The following is a 25,818-nucleotide window of genomic DNA, read 5'->3' on the forward strand; positions in this document are numbered from 1 at the left end:
ACAACATTCCTATACCTGGCAGGAGCAGTAAACGATGGCGAAAGTCGGCATGGTGGGTATCGGCCTTATGGGCCATGGCATTGCAAGCAATCTGGTCAAGCACGGGCATGCGTTGACGGTGCTTGAGCATCCGGGCAATCAGCCCCTGGACGCATTGAAAGCCGCAGGCGCGGCCAGCGTGACCAGCGGCGCGGCGTTGGCGGCGCAGTCGGATGTGATCATCCTGTGCGTAACGGGCAGCCCGCAGGTCGAAGCCGTGTTGCTGGCCGAAGGCGGCGTGCTGGAAGGCCTGCGCGCAGGCACCGTCATCATCGATTGCTCGACGGCGATTCCGTCGTCCACCATCAAGGTCGCACAAGCCGTGACGGATTCGGGTGGCCGCTTTCTGGATGCGCCAATGACGCGCACGCCCAAGGAAGCCGCCGAAGGAAGGCTGAACCTGCTGGTGGGCGGCGACGCCGCGCTGTTTGAAGAATGCAAGCCGATCCTGGCCTGCTTTTCCGAAAACATCACGCATGCCGGCCCCATCGGCGCCGGGCACCGCATGAAGCTGCTGCACAACTACGTGTCGCTGGGTGTCGTCGCGCTGCTGTCCGAAGCAGCGGCGTGCGCGCTGCGTTCGGATATCGACCCGGCGGTGTTCGCGGAAGTCCTGAGCAAGGGCGGTGGCGGCGGCGTGGCGTTGGAACGCATCAAGCCGTACCTGCTGGAACAGGACCCGTCGTCGCTGCGCTTTTTCATGTCGAACGCGCAGAAGGACCTGTCCTACTACAACACCATGGCAGCCGAGGCGGGCGCCGTGCGCGAGATCGGCGCCGCCGTGCAGCACACGTTCGACCAGGCCGTCACGCAAGGCGGTGGCGAACGCTACGTGCCCGAACTGGTGACGTTGCTGAAAGACCGCTAGGTCAGCGTCCCACGGTTGCCGGGGCGGGCGCAAGGCCGCGTCCGGGCAACCGCAGCGAGATGGCCGCGGCCATCAACAGCAGCACGCCCGCCGAACCGAAGGCAACCCAGTGGGTGTGGAACGTGTCAAACGCCCAGCCCCCCAGCCACGAACTGATCATGCCGCCGACCTGGTGGCCCAGATACGTCAGGCCGTACAGCACGCCGACCAGCCGGATGCCGTAGACGTCCGCCAGAATGGCCGACGACAAGGCGATGCTGCCCGCCCACACAATGCCGCCGATGGTGGCCGCCGCATACAGTTCCCAGTGCGCGCCCACCATGACCAGGGCGAAGAACCCCAGGCCGCGCACCAGGTAGATGGCGGCCAGGATGTTGCGCCGTTCAACCTGGTCGGACATGCGGCCCAGCACCAGCGTGCTGAAGATGGCAACCAGGCCGATCAAGCCGATGCCCAGCGAACTGGTGGTGGCGTCAAAGCCGTGGTCCATCAGCATGGGCATGCCGTGCGTACCCAGCAGGTTCATGCTGTAGCCACAGGCGAACAGGCCCAGCGCCACCTGCCAGAAGGGCAAGGTGCGCAACGCGTCGCGCACATTCGGCGCGGGGGCTTTGCCTGGCGTGGAGGAAGCGGCCGACACTTTTCGATCGGGAATCTGGTGAGGCAGCAGGTCGGTGTGTTCGGGCGCGTTGTCGCGCATGATGAACAGCGCGACGGGCACGGTCAGCAAGGCGAACAGCACGGCGAAGGCCAGCAGGGTTTCCTGCCAGCCCACGGCCGCGATCGCAAAGGTCAGCGTTGGCGTCATCAAGGCGATGCCCGCCATGGACCCGGTGGACAAAAAGAACAGTGCCATGCCGCGCTGGCGCGTGAACCAGCGGCTGATGACCGGCGTCAATGCAACGGGGCTGGTAAACGCCAGGCCCACGGACAAGGCCACGCCGAAGGACAGCAGGAACTCAATGGGGCCACGCGCGAACACCGTCCACAGCGAAGACGCCACGACGATGGCCGTGCCGGTCAGCAGCACGAAGCGCGTGCCGCGCACGCTGACCAGGTAACCCGCCAGCGGCATGGCCAGCCCGTAGCACAGCATGCCCACCGCCACGATGGCCGACAGCAGGCTGCGCGAAAACCCCAGCCCGTCCGCCATCGGCAGGAAAAAAGGCCCGATGCCCATGCGCAGGCCCACCGTCAACAGGGTAAGAACCGCGGCGGCGCCGACGATGTTCCAGCCGAAATACCAGCCGCCCGACTCTTGCTTGTTCACAACCGTCTCCTCGATGTCTTCTTGTAGCCGCAGGCGCGCCAGGGCTTACAGACACCGCAGGGAACGCGCGGACAAAATCCGCTATCGACACGGGTGAGAAGGACGCGGCACGAATCGGCGTGTTCTTGCCGGTGGCCAGGGGCCGGCCGGACGCAACATATTACTCCTGGCTATAAGCGGGGATCACGTTGCGGGGCCGAAAAATTCGTTCGGTAAGCGGGCATTCGCCCATTGCGTCGCCAAGGCAGGCAACGCCAGACGGTGTTACGCCTTCTTTTCCAGGAACGCCTGCAACGCGGGCACGGTGTTCAACACATGTTGGCGCATGGCCGCTTCGCAACGGGCGGGGTCGCGCGTTTGCAGGGCGTCGATCAGTTCTTGATGCGATTCCCGCACACGCAGTACGCGGCCGGGCTGCGCCGCCCACAAGCGCATATAAGGTTCCACCACCGAATGCAGTTCCGAGATCTGACGCAGCAGTCGCGGTTTCTGGCAGAAGCTGCACAGGTATTCATGAAACTCCCGGTGCGCGGTCGTCCAGTCCAGATCGTCGCTTGCGTCCTGGTCCAGCTGCTCAAGCATATTGGTCAGGCGGCGGACGTGCTCGGCGCTCATGTGCAGCACGGCATTGCGCGCGGCCAGGCCTTCCAGCACGGACCGCATCTCGAACACTTCCAGCATTTCCTGCTGGTTCAGCCCACGCACGACGGCGCCCCGATTGGCCCGGATCTCGACCAGCCCTTCCGAGGCCAGCCGCCGCAAGGCGCCGCGCACGGGCATCCGGCTGGTGCCAATTTCGGTGGCGACCACATCCGGCACCAGGCGCTGGCCGGGCGCATAGTTGCCCAGGCGGATTTCGCGTTGCAGATGCAGATAAGCCTCGTCTTCGGCACTGATCGCTGTCTTCTGGAATTGCAGCATTGTCGTCCCCGGGCTTGGAAAGCCGCCATGATAGATAAACGCAAAAATAACACAAACTGGATCCAGTGATCCATGGATGCAAATACTAATGGTCGGCCGGGGCACGGTCCCGTCTAATTGCTTGCGGACGGCGTCGCAAGGCCTGTCACGCGCCGGAACGGGCAACAGACCCGCCCGGCAAGCCCAAGCTTTCCATTACGCGATCAAGGGGAATCCAATGAAATTTCGTCTCATCCGGACGCTGGCCGGCCTGGCCGTAGCCGCTTTCGCCGCCCAGGCCGGCGCACAAACCGCCGCGCCCGCCACCGACTGGCCGCAGCACCCGGTGCGCATTGTTGTGCCGTTCCAGGCCGGCTCTGCCACGGATCTGATCTCGCGCCAGCTGGGCGCCGCGCTGGCCACCGAACTGGGCCAACCCTTTGTCGTGGAAGCCCGCCCCGGCGCCGCGGCCGCCATCGGCAGCGCCTCGGTGGCGCGTTCCGCACCGGATGGCTACACGTTGTTGATGGGCGGCCCGGCCGCTGTCGTCACCAACCGCTTCCTGCAGAAGCGTCTGGCTTATGACCCGGACGCCTTCGCGCTGGTGTCCCTGGTGGCCTACACGCCCAACATCCTGCTGGCCAATCCGCAGCAGCCCTTCAAGACGCTGCCCGAAATGGTGGCCTATGCGCGCGCCAATCCGGGCAAGCTGACCTACGCGTCATTCGGCACCGGCACCACGTCGCACATGGCGGGCGAAATGCTCAAGTCCATTGCCGGCATCGACATCCTGCACGTGCCGTACAAGGGCGCGGGCGAAGCCATCCCCGCCCTGCTGTCCGGCCAGGTATCGATGTATTTCGACACCATCATGACGGGCCTGCCGCAGGTCAAGAGCGGTTCGCTGCTGGCGCTGGGCATGTCCAACTCGAAGCGTTCCTCGCTGGCGCCGGACATCCCCACCATCGCCGAACAAGGCTACGCGGGCTACGACATCGCCCCCTGGTATGGCCTGATCGCGCCCGAAGGCACGCCCGAGCCGATTCTTGAAAAGCTGAACCGCGCCGTCAACAAGGTGCTGGCGGATCCGGCATTGCGCGGTAAGCTCGCCGAAGCGGGCGCTGAACCGCGTGGCGGCAGCCGCGCCGAATTCGCCGCCTTCATCAAGGCCGAAATTCCGCGCACCAAGCAGTTGATCGACCAAGCCGGCATCACCCCGCAGTAACCCTTACACCACGAGTTTCCAGCATCCATGTCCCCCTCCTTCGATTGGTCTTTTCCGTACGCTTCCCGAAAAATGCCGGTCCTGGCCGCCAACGCGGTCGCGACCAGCCAGCCGCTGGCTGCGCAGGCGGGGCTACGCATGTTGCTGGCCGGTGGCAATGCCGTTGACAGCGCCATTGCCACCGCGATTGCGCTGACGGTGGTCGAACCCGTCATGAACGGCATCGGCGGCGATATGTTCGCGCTGGTCTGGCACAACGGCCAACTGCATGGCCTGAATTCCAGCGGTTGCGCGCCCGCCGCGTGGACGCCGGACTTCTTCAACGGCCGCGATGCCATGCCCGGCACCGGCTGGGGCACCGTCACCGTGCCCGGCCAGGTGGCCGGCTGGAAGGCGCTGTCCGACCGCTTCGGCAAGCTGCCCTTCGCCCAACTGTTCGAGCCCGCCATCGGCTATGCCGAAGAAGGCTTCCCCGTGTCGCCGACCATCGCGCGCCAATGGGCCACGCAAGCGCCCAAGCTGGCGCACGAGCCCGGCTTTGCCGAGGCCTTTCTACCCGACGGCCGCGCACCGCAAGCAGGCGAATGGTGGCGCTTTCCGGCACAGGGCAAGACGCTGCGCGCCATTGCGGAAAGCGGCGGCGACAGCTTCTATCTGGGCGAACTCGCCCGCAAGATCACCGACTTTGCCAGCCAGACGGGCGGCGCTCTCAGCGCCACGGACCTGGCCGAGCATCGTCCGGAATGGGTCGCTCCCATTTCGCAATCGTTCCGCGACGTCGAACTGCATGAAATTCCGCCGAACGGCCAAGGCATTTCCGCGCTGATGGCGCTGGGCATGCTGGAACAGTTCGACCTGGAAGGCATGGGCGTGGACAGCGCCGACTACTACCACGTCAGCATCGAAGCGATGAAGCTGGCGTTCGCCGACCTGCATCACCATGTGGCCGACCCGCGCCACATGCGCACGGACGCCAAGGCGCTGCTGGACCGCGCCTACCTGGCCGAACGCGCACGGCTGATTTCGATGGATCGTGCCAGCGTACCCACCGCCGGCACGCCCGCCACCGGCGGCACCGTTTACCTGACCACGGCCGATGCGAACGGCACGATGGTGTCGTTCATCCAGTCCAACTATCACGGCTTCGGTTCCGGCGTGGTCGTGCCGGGCACCGGCATCAGCCTGCACAATCGGGGCTTGAACTTCGTGCTGACGCCCGGCCACGCCAACCAGGTGGCGCCGCGCAAAAAGCCCATGCACACGATCATCCCCGCGTTCGTCACGCGTGGCGGTCAACCGTTGATGTCGTTTGGCGTGATGGGCGGATCGATGCAGGCGCAGGGCCACCTGCAAATGGTCACGCGTCTGGCCGCGTTCAAACAGAACCCGCAGGCAATGAGCGATGCCCCGCGCTTCCGTGTTGAAAAGGGCCCGGTGGTGAATGTGGAATCGCATCTGCCGCAAGACGTGGTGCAGACGCTGCGCGACCGTGGTCACAATGTGGCCGTGGCGCCCGTGGACAGCCTGGAATTCGGCTCGGCGCAGTTGATTTGCCGCTTGCCCCAAGGCGGTTATATCGCGGCGTCGGACTCGCGCCGCGACGGGCAAGCCGTCGGCTTCTGACGGCAAGGCGGCTTCAGGGCTGAAGCCGTCGCCGAAGGCAATTCATGCTTCGGCCCGGCTTGCCTGCTCCGGCTTCGGCCTGAGCTCAGGCCGAGCTCCAGGTTGGCTTGTCCGGCCGGGGCAGCGCGGGGAAGCCGCCTTCGCCCAGTTGGCTTTGAACGGCGTCGGCGCCGTACCGGATCAGATCCGCGTCGCGTTCGATGCCCAGCTTGCGCATGGCACTGCGCTTTTGCGAGCTGACCGTCTGCACGCTGCGATGCGACATCTGCGAAATTTCAGTCACGGTGGCGCCTGCACAGAACAGGCGCACGATCTCGGCTTCGCGCTTGGTCAGCCGCGCCCGCCCCAGCACAAACGCCTGGTTGACGATCATCTCTTTGATGGTCGGCGAGTAGTAGGTCTTGCCCTGGTACATGGCGTGCACGGCGTTGATGATGTGGCTGGTGGAATCTGATTTGCTCAGTACGCAAAGATTTTCGTAAGCCAGCAACGCGCGGATCAGCGTGGGGTTGTCGATCATGGTCAGCACCGCCACGCGCAGCGCGGGGTATCGACGCCGCAACAGCGCGATCAGGCCCAGGCCGTCGCCGTACTTGCCGCCGGGCATGGTGTAGTCCGACACGACCACGTCGCAATGCTGGGTTTCTAGCCGCGCGACCAGATCGGTGGAGTTTTCGGCGCACCCGATGACATCGATGGCCGGGTCCAGCCCCAATTCATAGCTGACCCCCAGCGCCACGGCGGGGTGGTCGTCGGCGACGATCACGCGAATGTATCGTGATGACATTGCTGCATTTCCCTCTTCCACATCGGGAGCCCCCGGGCAACATATAGCCTTGCACGCGGGAATAGCGCCCGACGCAAGCAAGTTCTTTTTTTCATCGGCAGATTTGCATGGGTGTACGCCGTGTGAAGCCACTATATCGATAGACCGATATAGTGCTGCCGTACAGCCAATAAGAGAATAGGAATACTACGAAAGTATCCGATGCGCAACGTTCCGGCGCATGAGTCGGACGTATCCCCATCACGCCGGGCCAGGTTTCGCGATTATCGTCGTCTGATGCCGCGGTGAAACAGGCCCAGTCAGCAAGCCCATGAACAAAAACAACAACGAAGACCCTGCGCGACCCGCAAGCCCAAATGGCGCGTCGCCCCCTACAAACGGCGGCCGTCCGCCCATTGCCTCAAGTACGGCGCAACGGCGCCATGAACGCCGTGTGCGCACCATCACGGACTTGACCGGTGCTGATCCGGCCCGCGTCCGCGCCTTGGCGCACGCGTTCGTCAAGGCCAACGACATCGATATGTTGCGCCTTTGCGAACTGCACGCACGCGATGACAGACCCGCATTGCGCCAGCTTGCCCATCGGATCAAGGGCGCGGCACAAATGACGGGCGACGCGCAACTGAGTCGGCTGTGTTCCGTGCTCAGCGAAGCCTGCGCGGCACCCATCAGCCATGCCTTATCGCTGGACGCCATTGTTGAGCAGCTTGGTGATGCCCTGTTGGAATTTGGCGCGTCTTGCCAACGCATGGCCAAGGAAGCCAAGTCGTCCTGACGCCGCCAAGGGCGCGACGCGGCGACGCAAGCTCTTGAAATTCGTAATCGTCACATCAGGAATTCAGAATCCTCGTAAAGATTGAGTGCGTCGCCATTCGTATAGTGGTTCGATGCTGCCCATTCCCCATTTGGCGATCGTTGCCGCTTTGTCCGCGGCATGGCTTTGCGGGCGACCCGCCCTTGCGCAAATCCCCGACGCCGGTCGTTCCCTCCGCGATCTGGAATCGACCATCCCCGCGCCGCCGCCCGCCGCCCCCGCGCCCGCGCTGAAACTGCCAGGCGGCCCGGCCGGCGCAATGCCCGCGCCCGACTCAGACACCGAATCCGGCAAAGTCACTACCCTGTTGGTGCAAGCCTTCCAGCTGGAAGGCAACCACGTCTACGACAACGCAACGTTGCAGGCGCTGCTGGTTGATGTGATCGGAACCCATCAGGGCCTGGAAGGGCTGCGCGCCGCCGCCACCCGAGTCTCCCAGCACTACCACGCGCACGGCTACCTGCTTGCGCGGGCCTACCTGCCCCCGCAGCAGATCGACGGCGGCGTCGTGCGCATCCGCGTCATGGAAGGGCTGTACGGTCAGGTCATTCTGAACAACGCGTCGCGCACGCGCGATGGTGCGTTAAGCCCCATCCTTGACGCCCTGCCGCCCGGCACGGCGGTGCAAGGCGCGGATCTGGACAGCGCGTTGCTGCGCCTGAACGACCTGCCCGGTGTCGTTGCCATCGGCACCTTGCGCGCGGGCGCCGTCACGGGCGAGACCGACCTGATCGTCAACGCGCAGCCCGGCCCGTGGATCGCGGGCAGCATCGACGCCGACAACTATGGCGGCGCCTACACCGGCGAATATCGCTTGAGCGCGGCCGCCAGCATCAACAGCCCCTTGGGCCTGGGCGACCAGTTCGACGTGCGCCTGTTGTCCAGCGACCGTCGGCAGCGCTATTACCATCTTGATTTCCAGGTGCCCGTCGGCCCCTGGTCCACCCGCATCGGCGCGGGCGCTTCCAACATGCGCTACGAGCTGGGCCGCGAGTTCGCCGCGCTAGAGGCGCACGGCCAGGCGCGGAACACCAACGCCTACCTGCGGCAAACCCTGCTGCGCGGCCGCGACGCCAACGTCCAGGCCACGCTCCAGTACGAACACAAGCGCCTGCGCGACAACTACGACTACTTCAATCTGTCGCGCGCGCAACGCATCGGCCTATGGACCGCCGCCGTCAACGCCAGCCTGAACGACACGCTGTGGGGCGGCGCCAGCAACGGGCTCAGTCTGGCGGTGTCGCGCGGCAACCTGCGCTTTGGCGACGACGCCCAGCGGCGCGACGATCGCTTCGTCAAGCACGCCGGCGGGGGCTTCGGCGTGTTCAACCTTGGAATGAGCCGGCTGCAACGCATATCGGGTCCCGTTCAGTTCTTTGCGCGCATGCGCTCGCAATGGTCCAGCAAGAACCTGGACAGCTCCGAGAAATTCAGCCTGGGCGGCCCGTATGGCGTGCGCGCCTACGGACCGGGCGCCGCCAGCGGCGACCAGGGCTGGCAGGCCACGGGCGAACTGCGTTACTTGCCCTTGCCCGGCTTGCAGTTCTCGGCCTTCGTGGACACCGGCTCCGTCCAGGTCAACAAACGTGCATGGACGGCGGAACCCAACCGTCAATCGTTAAGTGCGTTCGGCGTGGGCGTGGCGCATGGCGGTGCCCAGCACCTGGTCAATGTCAGCGCCGCGTGGCCCTGGCGCCAAGGCAGCGGCGCCGCAAAAACCGACCGCCAACCCCAATTCTGGGTGCAGGCCACCCGCTACTTCTGAGTCTTACCCACCCGCTACGCGGCGCGCCACAAGCGCGCCGCGTCGCACTTTCCCAGAGGAAAACATGAACAAGACTTTTGCATTGGTGTGGAGCGAATCACGCAGCGGCTGGGTCGCTGCCGGTGAAGGCCCGCGCCGGCGCGGCAAACCGCCGGGCGCGTTGCGGCGGGTCGCGGTCGCAGTGGCGCTGATGGGCGTTGTTGGCATCGTCCATGCTCAGGATTTTCCGAAGGACGGGGTGGTCAAGCTTGGCGCTGTCGACATCACCGTGGATGCCGACAAGAAGACCATGCGGGTCAATCAAAAGACGGACAAGCTGATCATCGATTGGCATCGGTTTGACGTGGGCTCCGGCAAGCACGTGGTTTTCAACCAGCCCGGCCGAGAATCCGTCGTGCTGAACAAGGTTCTAAGCGACTTCTTCAGCGACATCCGGGGGGAGATCAGCGCCAACGGCAGCGTATTCTTGATCAATCCCAACGGGATCGTGTTCGGTCAATCGTCGCGGGTAAACGTAGGAAGCCTGCTTGCCTCGAGCAAGCCTGTCAGCCACGACGATTTTCTTAGTGGAGGCCCAATGCAACTGACAGGTGCAGGCAACGCCGGCATCACCCACTTGGGCTCGATCACCGCCCATGGTGGCGGCAGTGTCATCCTGGTCGCCGACAATATCAAAAGCTACGGCAGCATCCAGGCGGACCGGGGCAGCGTCGCGCTGGCATCCGGCAAAACGATAACCGTGTCTTTGGCCGGGAATTCGTTGATAGACCTGCAAGTGGAAGGGGCCACCTTGAACCCCTTGATAGAAACTACCGGCTTGCTGCGCGCGCATGGCGGGCAGGTACTGCTCAAGGGGCCGGCCAAAGACGCCATGTCGGCCCTCGTCGTCAATAATCGTGGCGTGATCGAAGCCAACTCGCTGGACGGAAAATCCGGCACCATCGTTCTGGACGGCGGCAACTTCGGCCATGTCCAGGTCGGTGGACGCCTGACCGCTACGGGCGGCGACACCATGGCGGGCGGCACGATATCCGTCATCGCAAAATCCCCCTCCATCCACCCGTACGCCGACATCGACACACGCGGCGCGCCCGGACAAACCGGCCTGCTGTCGATAGCAGCGCACAACGTGAACGTTGCCGGGGACGACTCCGAAACGGGCGCCACGTTGTCCGCCAGCGTGCTGAACAAGAACCTGGCCACCACCAACGTTGCGCTGATCAGCCCATACGGCAACGTCGCGATCAACGCGCCCGTGCAGTGGAATGGCGCCACGTCGCTGACCTTGCAAGCCGCCAGGGACGTAGAGTTCAACGCCCCGATAATCGCCCACGGAGACGGCGCGGGCCTGGCCGCCAAGACGCTGGGCGGCGATCTGCGCATCAATGCCCGCATGACGCTCGCGGGCGACAACGCGGCGCTGGCCTTGATTGCAAGATCAGACTTCGACCTGAACAACGGCGTGACCATCGAACTGAGCGGCAAGGGCACCACCTACGAAACCCGCCAGGGACGCTATGACGTCATCAACGATATCAGCCAGTGGGAATCCATGAACAAGGATCTGGCCGGGCGCTATGCGCTGGGCAAGAGCCTTGAGGCGGGCGGCAAAGTCGCCACCATCGGCGATGACCAAAACGTATTCACCGGCGAATTCGAGGGCATGGGCCACACGCTAAGCAAGTTCGAGGTCGACGCCGACAACCACGCGGGCCTGTTCGCCCAGTCCTCGGGCAACATCCGCAACCTGAATCTGTCGGACATATCCGTCACCACGGCCAAAGGCGCGCGATCGATCGACAAGGCCGCCGGCGCGCTGGTGGGCACCAATTCCGGCGCCATCACCAACGTCCATGCGACGGGATCGCGCATGACCGACCTGGGCGCGGGTATCGGCGCGGTCGGCGGTTTGATCGGCCGCAGCAATGGCGGAACGATCGACCGATCAAGCGTCACGGCTTCGACACTGCGTGCCACGGGCGGACGCGTCGGCGGCATGATCGGCGACAACAACGGGGGCTTCATCAGCGACTCGGTGGCCAACGTCGCCGTGCAGGTATCGGGCAACGTCCACGCCGGTGGCTTTGCCGGCTATAACGACGCGGCCGGTGCGCTCTACAACGTGCAAGCACGTGGCTCGGTCACCCATAGCGGCGAATCCGGCAATGGTCACTTTGGTGGCCTGGTCGGCGCCAACCAGGCGATCATCGCCAAGTCCGCCGCCTACGGCCGCGTCCAAGTGCAAAGCGGCTCGGCTTTTTCCGTGGGCGGGCTGGCCGGATACAACGGCGGCATGATCGAGAACGCCACCGCATACGGCCACACCAGCGGGGGCCATCACAGCGCCGTTGGCGGGCTCGTGGGGTACAACAACGGGAAGCTGACCCATACCGAAGCCAGGGGCAATGTCTCTGGGCGGGATCGGGGCGACGTGGGTGGATTGGTCGGCGTGAACCGCGGCAGTATTGAACATGCCGTCGCGAACGGCACCGTACGCGGAGAATACAAGAGCCGGATAGGTGGCTTGGTAGGCCGCAATCTGGTTACCGCCGAGATCATGGGCGGCACCGCGCACGGTGACATCAGCGGCGGCCTGCACGTCACGATGGGCGGCCTGGCCGGTGTGAACGAAGGGCTGATCCATCAGTCGCATGCGCGCAATAGCGTGAATTACTGGTGGGGCCAGTGGTTGCTGCAAACGCGCGGCGCCTTGGTGGGCCGCAACACCGGTACGGTCTGGTAGGCCGCGATGGTGCGATGACGAAGGTGGCGCCATCCGACAGGACTGCGCCACCTTTTCTTGCGACCGCGATGCGTCGGCTTCGCGGACTGATGCGATACCTAGGGAAATTCGAACGTGAATTCCGCAGCGGCGTTGGCTACGCCTCCTTGCACGTCGTCGCGGTCACGCGCCGTGCGGATGTAGCGGGCGGCCAACGACAGTTGCGCGCTACCGTCCATCAGCGTCATCGCATAGTCAGGGCCATAGGCGCCGCCGACGGGCCCAAACCTCACGCGTCGGTCTTGCGCATCCACCACGATGATGCCGATGCCCCGGGCCGGCTTCTCGCCCTTGGCGTTCGCGCCGTGCAGCGCCAGGACCGTATCGGTACCGGGAACGAGACCGCTTCTTGCCCGGAACTTGACCTGTGGCCGCGCCAGCGCGCTGCATTTGTTCAGCCGGATGTTGAAGGGTTTCGGCGCGGCGGTCGCGCCCTCAACGGGAAAGTCCGCGACAAAGGCGGGGGGCATGTCGACCCTGATGTCCTGATGCGCGCCGGCGTCGCACTGGTGCTTGATGTCGATGCCGGGTACCGTCCCCCCCGCTCCGATCTCCAGAATCTGGCTGCCCTGATACACGGCCTTCATGGCGCACAGCTTCAGCCCCGGAGGAATCGTCTGGGGTGGCGGTTGCCACGTAGGCGGGACGATGCCGACCTGGCCGGGCTTGGTAGCACCGGAGCGGTTCGTGAATATCTCCAGGACCAACGCGGTATGGGGCGCTACCCCCGTTACCTTCAAGTCGCGAGGCAGATCTTCCGGCCTTGCCATCAACACCAACTGCTGGACAAACGGCATGTATTGCATCCCACCCAGCCCGGCGACGCCAACGTTGAGGTCCGCCGCGTCTATAACCAACGAGACGCGATCCAACGCGATGACGGTGTCGCGATAGATGATCCTCATGCCTATGCCGGCCACGTTGGTGGCGACAATGCCCTCGGCCAGGTACGTCGGATTGCGCCACATCCCGGTGGTGAACAGTTTGTGCGGCTCGGTCATGCCAGGCAGCCTTGCCACCAAAAACGTGATTGCCAGCGGCGCCACTCTTTCGTACAGCACCTGGTGAATTTGCGACTGCGTCGTCAACGGCTCAACCTGCCGCCACCCCTGGCCGAAGATCACGTCGTTCTTGCAGTCCGCTGCCGCGATCACCGCGTCGGCGCCCCACGCCCATCGCGGCTGTGCGCTTATCGCCAGCACCGCCGCTATCGCCATTGCGGCACCCCATCCTGTCCAACGCCGCGGGCGGCGCCATCGTTCATGCTGCATCTCGATCTCCTTGCCCTGCCCTGCCGCCCGGCAATAGCCCCCCGGTTGGCATGGGTGTTGGTTTTGCCTTACCGAAGGCCCAGCGCTAGCCGGCCTTCAATGATGTCGCCGTCGTCGTTAGCCGCCTGGTAACGCAGTGCGTCCTTGCCTGCCCGGGGCGTCGCCCCCTGGGGCAACGGGAAGCGCGTGCGGGACAGCGGGGCAACGGTCAGCCCCATCAGTGTGATGAACGTGCCGGGTTTTTCCTGGGTGTCCAGCTCCAGCCGCGCCAGCGACACCGCATACGGCGCCGCGTTGACGGCCTCGATTTCGTGATCCGCCGCGTGATACGTCCACAACACCTGTCCGATAGCGTCGTAGGCGGATCCCGGCAGGCCGTCGGGCCGATACAGCACTTTCATGCGTAGCCGATACGACAGCTGAAGCAGGTTGTTTTGCGTGCGATCCCGCGCGGGGACTTCCAGGAAATTGATCCAGAAAACGGATTCGCGATCTGACGGCAGGCGTTCTCCCGTGTGCCGCAGCAACAGGCTCGCGCGCTGCCCCGGGTCCAGTCGGTACACCGGCGGCGTCAATAGGAATGGCACGGTTTGCAAGCTGGGGTCCGAGGTGAAGTCGCCGGTGTCCAGCCAGCTTTGCACCAGGATGGGATGCTGGCCGGTATTGGCGGTGCGCAAGGTCAGTGACTGTTGCGTGGCCGGGTAGATGAAGCGCGTGCCGGTCACGACCAGATCGGCCCGCGCACCCCCAGGGCACGACACGCACCAGGCAGCCGTCAGGGCAAGCACCAGCGCGAATCGCCAGCGGCCCCATGCGCGCTGCCGGCTCATCGGAGCGTCATCGGTCCGACGCCGCCTTGAGGTGGGGTGGAGGGCGGATCGGATTGCGGCGCCTGCACGCAATCCCTTTCCAGGATGTCGTAAGCGCTGTCGCCCCGCAACGCGCGGTCAGGCAATGCGTACTCAACAAAACAACGTTCGCCGTCGCCCTCTCCCCATTCGACGCGTACCGTGCCACGGTCTTTTTCCGCGCGCATGACGATGCGGCTTCCCTGCCCCACCGCGCCCACCGCCACGCCCGTGTCCGGGTCGATGACTTCGGCGCCGAAAGGCAACGGCGACCCGTCTTCCAGCTTGCCCACAATAAGCACCTGGCGAGCGCGCAACGTCGGGTAGACCAGCTTGATGATCGCCCCGGCTCGTGGCGCGATGTTCAGCGAGCTTGCCTTGAGTTCGATGTCGGCGGGCAGGTCCGCCGGGTCCACGTCCACGGCGTTCAAGCGGTACGGGCTCAGGCTGCCCACCACGGCGTAGCCAGCCGCATCCACGCGGTTCAAGCCGTATCCCACCCGCATACCCTGCGCGTCCTTGGCCTGCACCAGCGCCACCGTTTCGCCCAGGGTCTGTGCCAACGTCAGGCCGCCACTGTGCAAGACCATGGCGCCCATCGCGTTCAACGACGCCTGGCGATATCCGCGCCCTTGCCCCACGCTGGCCGACACCGCGGCTTGCGGAAAGTTGTAGCCCAGGCCCGCGTCCGCCGAATTGGCGTTGGTGCGGCCGTTGTGCGACGCCGATAAGGAATACGAGCCCGCGCCGGCATCATCCAGCGCGCCGCTGACGCTGGAGGATACGCGCGCACCCTCGCGGCTGTCGGCGGTGTAGACGGCGCTGACGCGCGTTGCGCGCGATGACGTCGCCCGGCCAAGCGGAATGGCCACGTTAAGCGTCATCTGCGTGCTTTTGACGCTGCCGCCGCCCCAATAGTCCGAGCTGGCGCCGTGAACGCGTTGCAGCGCAATGGAATACGACACATCCTTCCAGTCGTTGTTGTAGCCCACGGAGAAGTTCATGTCGTTGCCGGCCTGCTTCCAATAGTTGGCCGTGGACGCCGACGCATACAGGCTGCCCAGGCTGCCGCCCAGGCTTTGGCTGACGTTCAGGTCGAAGCGGCTGCGCATGCGGCCATCGTTCTGGTAGCGCGTGTTTTGCGGCAGGCTGCCCAGCGCCACGGCGTCGCGCAAGCCCAGGTAACCGCTGGTCGAATAGCGGTAGGCCAATAATGAAAAGTTGGTGCCGCTGTTGGGCAGGTCGCGGCTATAGGTCAGCCGGTAGCTGGCCCCGGCGCGCGATTCCCGCGAGGGCAACTTCGCACGCGCGCCCGTCACATCAAACGCAAAGGCGCCTATCGCCGTGCTCATCGCGGCGCCCAGCAGCGCCGAGCCATAGTGGTCGGTAAACGCCAGCCCGCCGTAGCCGGTCACCGAGTCGCCCACTCCGCGCTTCAGCGTGCCCTGCAACACATACCGGGAACTGCTGCGCAAGCCGGGGTCGGCCGCGCGGCCCGCCGTTACGCTGTATTGCGTCACACCCGGGCGCAACAGCTGCACGATGGTGGCAAACGGCACCACAAAGCTGCGCAAGCTGCCATCGGCTTCCGTCACGCGCACGTCCAGATCGCCACCGTAGCTGGCGGCGCGCACGTCTTCGATGGCGAAGGGGCCGGGGGCCACGGTGGTCTCATAAATAAGGAAGCCACGTTGGTACACGGACACTTTCGCGTTGCTGTTGGCCGTGCCGCGCACGATGGGCGCGTAATAGCGCATCGTCTCGGGCAGCATGCGGTCGTCGCTGCCCAGCTGCACGCCCCGGAACGACACCGCGTCGAACAGTTCACCGCTGGTTGAGCTTTCGCCCACCAGCAACTGCGACTTCCAGGTCGGGATATCGGTTTGCAAAAAATAGGAATTGGCTTGATAGCGCGCGCCGCTGGTCTGCGACCAGGACGCCGAGCCGCTGTGCCGCAACCGCACCGCGCCCAGATTCAGCCCGGCGTTGATACCGGCGTAGCCCCGCGTCGTGCGGCGGCCATTGCTTTCGGTGCTGAAGACGTTGGTGTTGTAGTTCAGCCGAGCGGCCGTGATGCCGCTGTCCCACTGCGACGGGTCCACGTAGCGGTTGGACGCCGCCAGTCGTTGGAGGTACTCGGGATACGTCACGTACAGGGCCAGCTGCGCCATATCGACCCGTATCTTCGCGCCGGGCACATACCGACTCAGGTCGTCGCAGGCAAGCACCTCGGGCGGCGGCTCGACGCCATCCGCGCGCGACACCTTGCCCAGGTCCAGCCCGCCACGCTCCAGCATCAATGCGTCGTAACAGGGCGCGGCGCTGTCTTGTCCGGGCACATTGCGAAATTCGATGTCGTCGACGCCGCGCCATTGCCCGTTGAAATACAAGTCCAGGCGATGCATGCCGGGATCGGCAAAGTTCACCCGCTGAAAGCGGCGCGTGTCGATCGTGGCGCCGCCCACTTCCTGCATCAGCATGTAGGGGTCGAAAATCGCGACTTCGTCTTGCGCCGCCGCGCTGCTGGCCGTGACCGCGCAGGCGGCCGCAAGCAAGCAGCGGCCGGTGCGCCGCCAGGGGCGCATGCGTCGCCGCGCCCCGACAGGCGTGAAAACAGGATGGCGAACCGAAGGTCGCGCAAGTCGAACGTTGATCAAACCGGAGAAACTCCCGCGACAAAGGCCAAGTAAAGCGCTCAGTCCAGCAAGCGTTTGTTGATTTCGCGTCGTCCGCCAAAGTCGTTGATGGCTTCGTACTGGACGGTGGATTTCGCGCTTTGCAAGCCAGCCGCATTCGAGGAAAGCGCAAAGTTCGTTTGCCCAAACGGGGCAACCATGCCGTTATCCACGGCTATCGTCTTGCCTCCCGACACCAGCCCGACACGCGCAAACGACACATGGAACGGCGTGGGGTTGGTGACTTCAAGCTGGCGTTTTCCGCCCGCGCCGCCCACCAGCTTCCAGGTCAGCTTGTCGGGCGCCGTCGCGGCCTCGTCGGGCAGCGTGACGGGCCGAAAGAAAATCTTGATGCGGGTGTGAAAGGAAAATTGCAGCACGTTGACGGTGGCTGGATCACGCGGTGGCGTTTCCACGACGTTCAGATAAAACAGGGTCTCGCGATCGGACGGCAGCGGTTCCTTGGTGTAGCTGATGCGGATATTGGCCGCGCTGTTGGGTTCGATTCGCATGATCGGCGGCGTCAACACGAACGGCAGGCGCAAATCGGTGGGCAGCACGCCTTCCTTGCCGTCGTCGATCCAGTTTTGCGCCAGCACGGGGCTTGCCCCGTTGTTGCGGACAATCATGATGGCATCGCGCGCGTCGGACTTGATGACCAGGCGCGTGCCTTGCAAGACCAATGCGGCCTGGGCGGGAAACGCCCAGGCGCACAGGACCAAAGCGAGCGATAGCACGCGCGTGAACGCATGGCGGGAAAGCGCCCCGATGATCGTGTTCATTGCGGTCGCCGAGCTTAGTTGTAGCGCAGCGTGTAGGTCACGAAGGAATCGCCACCCCCCATGCCGACCGAAGTGGCGGAGGGATCCTGCGGGACGTATTTGGCCGAGTAGTACAGGATGGCCTGATTGTTCTTGACCTCGGCCACTTGCGGGTTGGCGTCGGTGATGCCCAGCCGGATCGGCGTGGTGTTGGCGGGGGCTTCGCTGCGGTTGTTGCGGATCTGGATCTGCACGCCCGCAGCCGGGTCTGCGCCCACCAGCTTCAGGTTGCCCGTCACCTTGTCGACGTTCGGGTGGTTGGCATGAAATTGCAGCCGCACCTTGGTGTCATCCGTGCAGTCGACAGAGCCGTGCACCTTGATCTGAAAGTCGCGTTCGGGCGCGGACCCATTCACGACGTCCGCGGGATTGACCGTGCCGAACGAAGGCACGTCGGTGACGCCATTGGCGCCGCCCGCGCTGCCTTCAACGTCGCACGTCACGTCGCTGATCGTGCCAAAAAAGTTGACGGTACCGCCGGCGGCGAAAGTGGCGCCCGGAGCGAATGCGGCGAGCAGCAAGCCAGAGGCGGCAAGGGATGTCACGATACTGCGCTTCATGCGTATTCCTTTTGTGAAGATGAATATGGCGGCTGAAAAGGCGACGCGGTGAACCATGGGGTTTGCGGATACGCCGCGGGCGCGATATGCCGCCGAAGCCTTGATGACTGCCAGAACCCGGCACACCGTGTCCTGGCAACAGGGCTCGCCAACCCCGGCAAGACAATGCCGCGGGGATGGGTTGGTGCGAGTCCATGAACGATACGATTTAGGCGCGCGGATTTAACTAGGAAGATGCTTAATTGGCGCTCTGATAAATCAGAAAAACAGCCCTTTGGCTGAATGTCGAACGCCATTTGTATTGCTGCATTGCAAAGCAGCTTCCATCCCTTTGCCAAAGCGGTCCCGCGCTTGAATTGATGCACTGCCACAGGCGCATCCACGGCTTGTTCAAGCGCGACATATTCGGGTCGCAATCAGGCTGGCCATCAACCTCGCTACACTGGCCAAGCGCAGACTGCCCCGCGCCGCTTTGATTCGACCCCGCCCGCGCTGCCGGCCGGGGCCATGCAATGCAAACCCGGAGGTAATGTGAACACCGACATGGTCAATCTCTCGATCACCGAGGTCTATGAGTTATCGCTTGATGTGTTGAGCCGCAACGGCTTTTCAATGGCGCACGCCAAGGCCATCGCGCAAACGATCACGGCGGGTCAGCGCGATGACTGCCAGTCTCATGGCATGTACCGCCTGCTCGCTTGCGTGCGCACCTTGCAGTCCGGGCTGGTTGACCCTGAAGCCCTGCCCATCGTCACGCACCCCACCGCAGCCGTGGTGCAGGTCGATGCGCAGCGCGCGTATTCCTTGTTGGCATTTCAAGAAGGCTTGCCGCATCTGGTGGACAAGGCCAAGCGCAACGGCGTGGCCGTGCTGGCCATCAACAATTGCTTCCACTTTTCCGCGCTGTGGCCGGAAGTCGAAGCCATTGCGCAGCATGGCCTTGCGGGCTTGGCGATGACGCCCAGCCATAGCTGGGTGGCGCCCGCGGGCGGTACGCGTCCGGTGTTCGGCACCAACCCCTTGGCGTTCGCCTGGCCGCGCCCTGGCCCCTACCCGTATGTGTTTGACTTTGCCACCAGCATGGTCGCGCGCGGCGAAATCGAATTACACCGCCGCACCGGGCGCGCCATTCCAGAAGGCTGGGCGATCGATGCGCAAGGACGGCCCACCACCGACGCCGCAGCGGGACTGGCGGGCGCGATGCTGCCGTTCGGTACCTACAAGGGGTCGGCACTATCCACGATGATCGAGCTGCTGGCCGGACCGCTCATCGGCGACTGGACCAGCATGCAATCGCAAGCGCACGATGCCGGCAAGGGCGGCACGCCCCTGCACGGGGAATTGGTGATTGCGCTGGACCCGAACATCCTGGGCCGTGGCTTGGCGCCGGCCAACGCCGACGCCGCCGAGGCCATGCTGGACGCCATCAGCGGCCAGGGCGCACGCCTGCCTTCCGAACGCCGCTTCAAGGCGCGCGCCAAGAGCGAACAGGAAGGCGTATGGGTCGGCCGCGCGCTGTACGACGAGATCAGGTCGTTGGGGTCATTGAAGACGCAGGGCTGACACGCGCGTCGCCCAGCCGGCACCTTGGCGCGCTGCCGGCCGCTGGCAGCAGGTGGCGACGCGGCTGGGAATCACGGTCCTGGTCAGCTCAGCTCTGGCAAGCCCGGCAGCAGCTTGTCCAACGTGATCGGGTAGTCTCGCACCCGGACACCGGTGGCGTTGTAGATCGCGTTGGCAATCGCCGCGCCCACGCCGCACAGGCCCAGCTCGCCCACGCCCTTGGCTTTCATGGGCGAGGAAATCGGGTCGGTTTCATCCAGGAAGATGACCTCCTGACTTGGGATGTCGGCGTGCACCGGCACCTCATACCCGGCCAGGTCGTGGTTCACGAAGAAGCCGACCCGGTCGTCCACCGCCAGCTCTTCCATCAAGGCCGCGCCCACGCCCATCGTCATGGCGCCGATCACCTGGCTGCGCGCCGTCTTGGGGTTCAGGATGCGCCCGGCGGCGCACACGGCCAGCATGCGCCGGATGCGCGTCTCGCCGGTGGCCGCGTCCACCGCCACTTCGACAAAATGCGCGCCGAAGGTGGACTGCTGGAACTTCTTGTCCAGGTCACCGAATTCCATCGTGTCTTCCGCGACCAGGTCGCCGCCCGCCGCCGCATCGCGCAGCGTTGCCGTTCGGCCATTTGCATCGGTGACCGAGCCGTCCGCGAACACCGCCCCGTCCGTGGCGAAGCCCAGGCGTTGCAGAATCTGGGTGCGCAGCTTGTCGCACGCCGCGTACACGCCCGCCGTCGAGCTATTGGCGCCCCACTGCCCGCCCGAGCCGGCCGACACCGGGAAGTCGGAATCGCCCAACCGCACGACGACCTTGGCCAGCGGCACGCCCAACATTTCGGCGGCCGTCTGCGCGATGATCGTGTAGCTGCCGGTGCCGATGTCCGTCATATCGGTTTCAACGATGACCTGGCCCGCGGCGTCCAGGCGCACGCGCGCCGCCGAGGTGGTCACCAGGTTATTGCGAAACGCCGACGCCACGCCCATGCCCACCAACCAGCGCCCTTCGCGGCGAGTACCGGGCTTGGCGCTGCGATTGGCCCATCCAAAATGGTCCGCGCCCAGGCGCAGGCATTCAATGAAGCGGCGCTGCGAGAACGGCCGCTCCGGCTTGGCCGGGTCCACCTGCGTGTCGTTGCGCACCCGAAATTCCACCGGGTCCAGCCCGGCCGCTTCCGCCATTTCATCCACGGCAATTTCCAGCACCATCATGCCCGGCGCCTCGCCGGGCGCGCGCATGGCGTTGCCTTCGGGCAGGTCCAGCTGCATCAGGTTCAGCGCGGTCAGCCGGTTGGCGCCGGCATACAACAACCGCGTTTGCTGCACGGCCAGCTCGGGCTGGCCGCCGGGCAAATCGCCCGACCAGCTTTCGTGGCCGATGGCGGTGATCTTGCCGTCTGGCGTCGTGCCGATGCGCACACGCTGAATCGTTGCGGGGCGATGCGTGGTGTTGTTCGCTATCAACGGGCGTTGCAGCGCCACCTTGACCGGTCGGCCCGCCGCCCGCGCGCCCAGCGCCGCCATCAAGGCATCCGCGCGCACAAACAGCTTGCCGCCAAAACCGCCGCCCACATAGGGCGAGATCAAGCGGACCTTTTCGCGCGGCACACCCAGGGTGCGCGCCAGGTCGCCACGCCCCCAGTCCACCATCTGGTTCGACGTCCACACCGTCAGCGCATCGCCTTCCCATTTGGCAACGGACGCATGCGGCTCCATCATCGCGTGCGACTGGTCGGGCGTGGTGTAGGTGTGGTCGATCTTCACCGGCGCCTGCGCATAGGCGCTTTCGAATTCACCCACGCGGTCCTCTTGCGGATCGTTCTTGCCGGCCTTGTCCGTAGACGCCTTCTCGGCGGCCAGATCGAACGCGCCCTGCGTGCGTTCGTACTGCACGCGGATGAGCCGGCTGGCGGCGCGCGCCTGTTCCAGGTTTTCGGCCACCACCAGGGCGATGGCCTGGTGATAGTGCTCGATGGCGGGGCCGCCCAGCAGCGTGGCGGTGTTCATCTTGCCCTTGCCCAGCTTGCCGGCGTTTTGCGCGGTCACCACCGCCAGCACGCCGGGCGCGCGGCGCGCGGCCTCGATGTCCATCGATGTGATGCGGCCCTTTGCGATGGCAGAACCTAGTACATAGCCCACGGCGGCATCGGGCGCCACGTCATGCCGCTCGTACGCGTAGGGCGCCCTGCCGGTGGTTTTCAACGGGCCGTCGATGCGGTCGACGCCATGGCCCACGACCTTTAGCTGGTCGATGGGATTTTGGGTAGCGGGAGTATCGAATTTCATCGCGTCAGGCCCTCGCTTGCGCCAGCACTGCACTCAGGGTTCTTGCGGCCAGTGTCAGCTTGAATGCGTTGTCGTCGGTGGGCCGGGCGTCGGCCAGCAGGCGGTCGGTGACCGCCCGCGCGCCTTGCGGCAACGCGGCGTCGGCGGCGTCCAGGCGCCACGGTTGCGGCGCCACCCCGCCCAACGCCACCCGGCCGCTGCCGTCTGGCTGCACCACGGCGGCCACGGACACCAGCGCAAACGCGTAAGAGGCGCGGTCGCGCACCTTGCGATACACGTGCGTGCCACCTGCCGGCTTGGGCAGGGCCACCGCCGTGATCAGCTCGCCGGCTTCCAGCGTGGTTTCAATGTGCGGCGTATCGCCGGGCAGGCGGTAGAAGTCCGCGATCGGAATCACGCGCGTGGCGCCGTCCGGACGCACCGTTTCCACCTGCGCGTCCAGCACGCGCATGGCCACCGCCATGTCGCTGGGGTGCGTGGCGATACAGGCGTCACTGGTGCCTATCACGGCTAATTGACGCGTCACGCCGCCGATGGCCGAACAGCCCGTGCCCGGCGCGCGCTTGTTGCACGGCATGTTGGTGTCGTAGAAATACGGACAGCGCGTACGTTGCAGCAGGTTGCCCGCCGTGGTCGCGCGGTTGCGAATCTGCCCCGACGCGCCGGCCAGAATGGCGCGCGACAGCACGGCGTAATCGCGCCGCACGCGCTCGTCGGCGGCCAGATCGGTGTTGCGTACCAGGCTGCCGATGCGCAGCCCGCCTTCGGGCGTCGGCGTGATCTGGTCCAACGCCAGCCCGTTCACGTCGATCAGGTGCGTGGGCGTTTCCACTTCCAGCTTCATCAGGTCCAGCAGATTGGTGCCGCCCGCAATGAAGCGGGTGCCGCGTGCCTGGGCGGCGCTAGCGGCGGCGTCGGCGGGGGTGCGCGCGCGTTCGTAGGTAAACGGCCTCATGCTTTGCTCCCCGCCACCTCGGTGATGGCTTCAATGATGTTTGAATACGCGCCGCAGCGGCAGATGTTGCCGCTCATGCGTTCGCGGATTTCGTCCACGCTAAGCAGCGGGCGCTCGGTCAGGCTCTCGCTGACGTGGCTGGGCACGCCTTGCGACAATTCTTCCAGCATGGCTACCGCCGAACAGATCTGGCCCGGCGTGCAGTAGCCGCACTGATAACCGTCGTGCTTGACGAAGGCGGCCTGTAGCGGATGCAGCGCCGTGGGCGAGCCCAGCCCTTCAATGGTGGTGATCTCGGCGCCGTCGTGCATCACGGCAAGTGTCAGACAGGAATTGACGCGGCGGCCGTCCAGCACCACCGTACAGGCGCCGCACTGGCCGTGGTCGCAACCCTTCTTGGTGCCGGTCAGATGCAAGTGCTCGCGCAGCGCGTCCAACAGGCTGGTGCGCATATCCAGCGACACTTCGCGTGACGAGCCATTCACCCGCAGCGTCACGGTGGCGGACATCGGCTGCACGCCGGTCTGCGCGGCCTGCTGGGCCAACGACACCGACGATGAGGCAGCCATGGCGGTTGCGGAAACGGCGCCCGCCTTCAGCAGGTTGCGCCGGGTGATCTTGATTGCTGATGAGTTTTCCAAGTCTGCCCCTTTCGTTTAGTCGGCGACGCGGATGGCGGCGCGCTGCGGGTCGGGTTGCGGGTCGGGTTGCGGTCCGGATTGCGGTCCGGCATGCAGCAACCCGCATTCCCACTCCCGCCGGGAATGCGCGGCGGCCTGTGTCGTATGTTGAATACGTTGCTGCGTCAGCTCCGCCAGGATCGACACTGCGATCTCGGGTGGGGTGCGGCTGCCGATGGGCAGGCCCACCGGGCCACGCAGGCGCGCAATCTGCTCTTCTGTAAAACCGAAATGTTCACGCAGACGCGCGCGTCGCGCTTCGTTGGTGCGGCGCGAGCCCAGCGCGCCCACAAAGAACGCCGGCGACGGCAGCGCTTCCAGCAAGGCCATGTCGTCCAGCTTCGGGTCATGCGCCAGCACGATGATCGCCGTGCGCACGTCGGGTGCCAGGGCCATCACCGTGTCGTCCGGCATCGTCGTGACGAGTCGTGTACCCGGCACGTCCCATGACGCGGCATATTCTTCGCGCGGGTCGCACACGGTGACGTCGAATCCCAGGGCTACCGCCATCGGCGCCACATAGCGCGCGATGTCGCCGGCGCCCACCAGCAGCAAGCGCCATTGCGGGCCGTGCAGCGTGGTCAACACTTTGCCGTTCCAGTCGAACCGGTCGCCCGGCTGCGCCGGCGTCAGCTGCGCGGTGCCATCGGCCAGGCTCAACGTTCTTTTGACGAGTTCGCCCTGGCGCAGTCGGTCGGCAAGGCTATGCAGCTGCGCCGCATCCGGCTTGGGTTCGATCAGCAGTTCCAGGATGCCGCCGCAGGGCAGGCCAAAGTTCAACGCTTCGTCGCGGGTGGCGCCGTAGGTCAGCGCATAGGGGCCGGCGCGCCAAAGATCGCCGCGCCGCATCTTGTCGATGAGATCATCTTCGATACAGCCACCGGATACCGACCCGGCAATGCGCCCATCGTCGCGCACCGCCAGCCACGATCCGCGTGGCCGTGGCGAGGCGCCCCAGGTTGCGGCTACCGTCGCCATGACAAACGCGTGGCCCTGGCGCCGCCAGTCCTGGATAGCGGCCAACACTTGTAGATCAAGACTTTCCATGTTGGTGCCTTTGGAAATATCGGACTCACTCTACCAGTGGCCCGCCCGGCAAGAAAAGAGGCAAAATCCGCATACACCGTTGAGTGAAATTCACGAATCAACGGGGGAATGCCAGGAGTGGCGCGGGTTGTCCCAGACGCCACGTCTGCCCCCCCAGTTGCCCACTGTCAACCGTGATCGCCCAGCAAGCGCCATGCCTAAGCCGCTACCGTTTTTGTCAGCCTCTGCTTTGTCAGCCTCTTCCTTGGCCGCCCCTTTCTTGTCAGCCCCTTTCTTGTCAGCCCCTTTCTTGTCAGCCCCTTTCTTGTCAGCGCCTTCCTTGCCAGCCCCTTCCTTGTCCGCCCCTTCCTTGTCAGCGCCTTCCACGCCCCCCTCTTCCGCGTTGCGCGCTTTGCCCTCGGCCGCGTGCGTCGGCATCTTGCTGGCGGCGGGCCATGGGCGGCGCTACGCCGCAGACGCCCCCGGTCAAGACAAGTTGATGGCGCGGCTGGAAGATGGCACGCCGGTGGCGGTGGCGTCCGCCCGCGCGCTGGGCAGCGCCACATCACGCACCATTGCGGTGCTTCGACCCGACCAAGCGGCGCTAGGCGCGCTGCTGCAAGCGGAAGGATGCGAGCTGGTCATGGTGGGCGCGAACGCGGACGGCATGGGCGATAGCCTGGCGACCGCCGCCCGCCACTTGCTCGGCCCGGGCATTGGCCGGGGCGAAGATTTTCCACCCGAAGGGCGAGACGTTCACGCTAAGACGCAGGGCTTGCCCGCCGCATCGTCGTGCCTGGTCGCCTTGGCGGACATGCCCTGGTTGCGCGCCGACACCTGCATGCAAGTGGCCGCCGCAGCCCCGCACCATCGCATCGTGGCGCCCACGTGGCAAGGCAAGCGCGGCCACCCCGTCGCCTTCGCGCGCGATCTCTGGCCTGAGCTTGCCGCGCTATCGGGCGACGTGGGCGCGCGCCGCTTGCTGCTGCGCCATCCCGTGCACGAGTTGGCAGTGGACGATCCCGGCGTGCACGCCGATGTCGACACGCCGCAAGATC

The 25,818-nt window shown here is 65.2% G+C and carries 21 protein-coding genes; 8 read left to right on the forward strand and 13 right to left on the reverse strand.

Features of this window, described 5'->3' with window-relative positions; genetic code table 11:
* Positions 1 to 34 precede the first annotated feature (34 nt).
* Positions 35 to 907, forward strand: coding sequence for an NAD(P)-dependent oxidoreductase (locus YH64_RS20340; protein ID WP_046805999.1), 873 nt, complete (start codon positions 35 to 37; stop codon positions 905 to 907).
* 1 nt (position 908) lies between these two features.
* Here YH64_RS20340 and YH64_RS20345 read toward each other — a convergent pair whose 3' ends face one another.
* Both YH64_RS20345 and YH64_RS20350 read right to left on the reverse strand, forming a co-directional pair.
* Positions 909 to 2,177, reverse strand: coding sequence for an MFS transporter (locus tag YH64_RS20345; RefSeq protein ID WP_046806000.1), 1,269 nt, complete (start codon positions 2,175 to 2,177; stop codon positions 909 to 911).
* A 264-nt stretch (positions 2,178 to 2,441) separates the two neighbouring features.
* Entirely contained in the window at positions 2,442 to 3,098 is a 657-nt protein-coding gene (locus YH64_RS20350; RefSeq protein WP_046806001.1) for a GntR family transcriptional regulator, read from the reverse strand.
* Between the two features lie 217 nt (positions 3,099 to 3,315).
* Here YH64_RS20350 and YH64_RS20355 point away from each other — a divergent pair, with 217 nt between their 5' ends.
* Positions 3,316 to 4,302 carry a tripartite tricarboxylate transporter substrate binding protein gene (locus tag YH64_RS20355; RefSeq protein WP_046806002.1) on the forward strand — a complete coding sequence of 329 codons (987 nt, stop codon included), beginning with the start codon at positions 3,316 to 3,318 and terminating at the stop codon, positions 4,300 to 4,302.
* Positions 4,303 to 4,329: 27 nt separating this feature from the next.
* Positions 4,330 to 5,925: a gamma-glutamyltransferase gene (gene ggt / locus YH64_RS20360; RefSeq protein ID WP_046806003.1), complete on the forward strand. Its 1,596-nt coding sequence runs from the start codon at positions 4,330 to 4,332 to the stop codon at positions 5,923 to 5,925.
* 85 nt (positions 5,926 to 6,010) lie between these two features.
* Here ggt and YH64_RS20365 read toward each other — a convergent pair whose 3' ends face one another.
* A complete protein-coding gene (locus YH64_RS20365) occupies positions 6,011 to 6,712 on the reverse strand; it encodes a response regulator (RefSeq protein WP_046806004.1) in 702 nt (233 codons plus the stop codon).
* A 433-nt stretch (positions 6,713 to 7,145) separates the two neighbouring features.
* Between YH64_RS20365 and YH64_RS20370 the strand changes: the two genes are divergently transcribed.
* The 3 genes from YH64_RS20370 to YH64_RS20380 all read left to right on the forward strand — a co-directional run bounded on the left by YH64_RS20370 (position 7,146) and on the right by YH64_RS20380 (position 12,034).
* Positions 7,146 to 7,487, forward strand: a complete 342-nt coding sequence (locus YH64_RS20370; protein ID WP_046806005.1) for an Hpt domain-containing protein — start codon at positions 7,146 to 7,148, stop codon at positions 7,485 to 7,487.
* Between the two features lie 298 nt (positions 7,488 to 7,785).
* Positions 7,786 to 9,291 (forward strand): ShlB/FhaC/HecB family hemolysin secretion/activation protein, encoded by a 1,506-nt coding sequence (locus tag YH64_RS20375; protein WP_185975404.1) that lies wholly within the window; start codon positions 7,786 to 7,788, stop codon positions 9,289 to 9,291.
* A gap of 64 nt (positions 9,292 to 9,355) precedes the next feature.
* Complete coding sequence (locus YH64_RS20380) at positions 9,356 to 12,034, forward strand: filamentous hemagglutinin N-terminal domain-containing protein (RefSeq protein WP_046806006.1); 2,679 nt, start codon at positions 9,356 to 9,358, stop codon at positions 12,032 to 12,034.
* 98 nt (positions 12,035 to 12,132) lie between these two features.
* Here the strand turns inward: YH64_RS20380 and YH64_RS20385 are convergent, their stop codons facing one another.
* From YH64_RS20385 to YH64_RS20405, 5 genes are all read right to left on the reverse strand, one after another.
* Positions 12,133 to 13,290 carry a fimbrial protein gene (locus YH64_RS20385; RefSeq protein WP_046806007.1) on the reverse strand — a complete coding sequence of 386 codons (1,158 nt, stop codon included), beginning with the start codon at positions 13,288 to 13,290 and terminating at the stop codon, positions 12,133 to 12,135.
* A gap of 122 nt (positions 13,291 to 13,412) precedes the next feature.
* The gene (locus tag YH64_RS20390; RefSeq protein ID WP_046806008.1) at positions 13,413 to 14,174 is read right to left on the reverse strand and encodes a molecular chaperone; all 762 of its coding nucleotides are present in this window, start codon (positions 14,172 to 14,174) and stop codon (positions 13,413 to 13,415) included.
* Complete coding sequence (locus tag YH64_RS20395) at positions 14,171 to 16,777, reverse strand: fimbria/pilus outer membrane usher protein (protein ID WP_255444600.1); 2,607 nt, start codon at positions 16,775 to 16,777, stop codon at positions 14,171 to 14,173. Before YH64_RS20395 ends, YH64_RS20390 begins: the two co-directional genes overlap by 4 nt.
* Before the next feature lie 110 nt (positions 16,778 to 16,887).
* A complete protein-coding gene (locus tag YH64_RS20400) occupies positions 16,888 to 17,649 on the reverse strand; it encodes a molecular chaperone (RefSeq protein ID WP_046806009.1) in 762 nt (253 codons plus the stop codon).
* Positions 17,650 to 17,663: 14 nt separating this feature from the next.
* On the reverse strand, positions 17,664 to 18,248 hold the full coding sequence (locus YH64_RS20405) for a fimbrial protein (RefSeq protein ID WP_046806010.1): 585 nt from the start codon (positions 18,246 to 18,248) through the stop codon (positions 17,664 to 17,666).
* 507 nt (positions 18,249 to 18,755) lie between these two features.
* On the opposite strand from YH64_RS20405, the gene YH64_RS20410 reads away from it, so the two are divergent.
* A complete protein-coding gene (locus YH64_RS20410; protein WP_143215460.1) occupies positions 18,756 to 19,811 on the forward strand; it encodes an Ldh family oxidoreductase in 1,056 nt (351 codons plus the stop codon).
* An 83-nt stretch (positions 19,812 to 19,894) separates the two neighbouring features.
* Here YH64_RS20410 and paoC read toward each other — a convergent pair whose 3' ends face one another.
* The 5 genes from paoC to YH64_RS30590 form a co-directional block, all read right to left on the reverse strand.
* Positions 19,895 to 22,099: an aldehyde oxidoreductase molybdenum-binding subunit PaoC gene (gene paoC, locus YH64_RS20415; RefSeq protein WP_046806012.1), complete on the reverse strand. Its 2,205-nt coding sequence runs from the start codon at positions 22,097 to 22,099 to the stop codon at positions 19,895 to 19,897.
* A 4-nt stretch (positions 22,100 to 22,103) separates the two neighbouring features.
* Positions 22,104 to 23,054 carry a xanthine dehydrogenase family protein subunit M gene (locus YH64_RS20420; RefSeq protein ID WP_046806013.1) on the reverse strand — a complete coding sequence of 317 codons (951 nt, stop codon included), beginning with the start codon at positions 23,052 to 23,054 and terminating at the stop codon, positions 22,104 to 22,106.
* Positions 23,051 to 23,695: an aldehyde dehydrogenase iron-sulfur subunit PaoA gene (gene paoA / locus YH64_RS20425; protein ID WP_046806014.1), complete on the reverse strand. Its 645-nt coding sequence runs from the start codon at positions 23,693 to 23,695 to the stop codon at positions 23,051 to 23,053. The genes YH64_RS20420 and paoA overlap by 4 nt, the downstream gene beginning before the upstream one ends.
* A 15-nt stretch (positions 23,696 to 23,710) precedes the next feature.
* Positions 23,711 to 24,781, reverse strand: coding sequence for an XdhC family protein (locus tag YH64_RS20430; protein ID WP_082134557.1), 1,071 nt, complete (start codon positions 24,779 to 24,781; stop codon positions 23,711 to 23,713).
* Between the two features lie 90 nt (positions 24,782 to 24,871).
* A complete protein-coding gene (locus YH64_RS30590; protein ID WP_255444604.1) occupies positions 24,872 to 25,198 on the reverse strand; it encodes a hypothetical protein in 327 nt (108 codons plus the stop codon).
* On the opposite strand from YH64_RS30590, the gene YH64_RS20435 reads away from it, so the two are divergent.
* A partial coding sequence (locus YH64_RS20435; protein WP_255444603.1) for an NTP transferase domain-containing protein occupies positions 25,164 to 25,818 on the forward strand: 655 nt, incomplete at its 3' end. The two genes, YH64_RS30590 and YH64_RS20435, sit on opposite strands and share 35 nt — an antisense overlap.

This window comes from Achromobacter sp. LC458 (assembly GCF_001005835.2).
GTDB classification, from domain to species: Bacteria; Pseudomonadota; Gammaproteobacteria; order Burkholderiales; family Burkholderiaceae_B; genus Achromobacter; species Achromobacter spanius_B.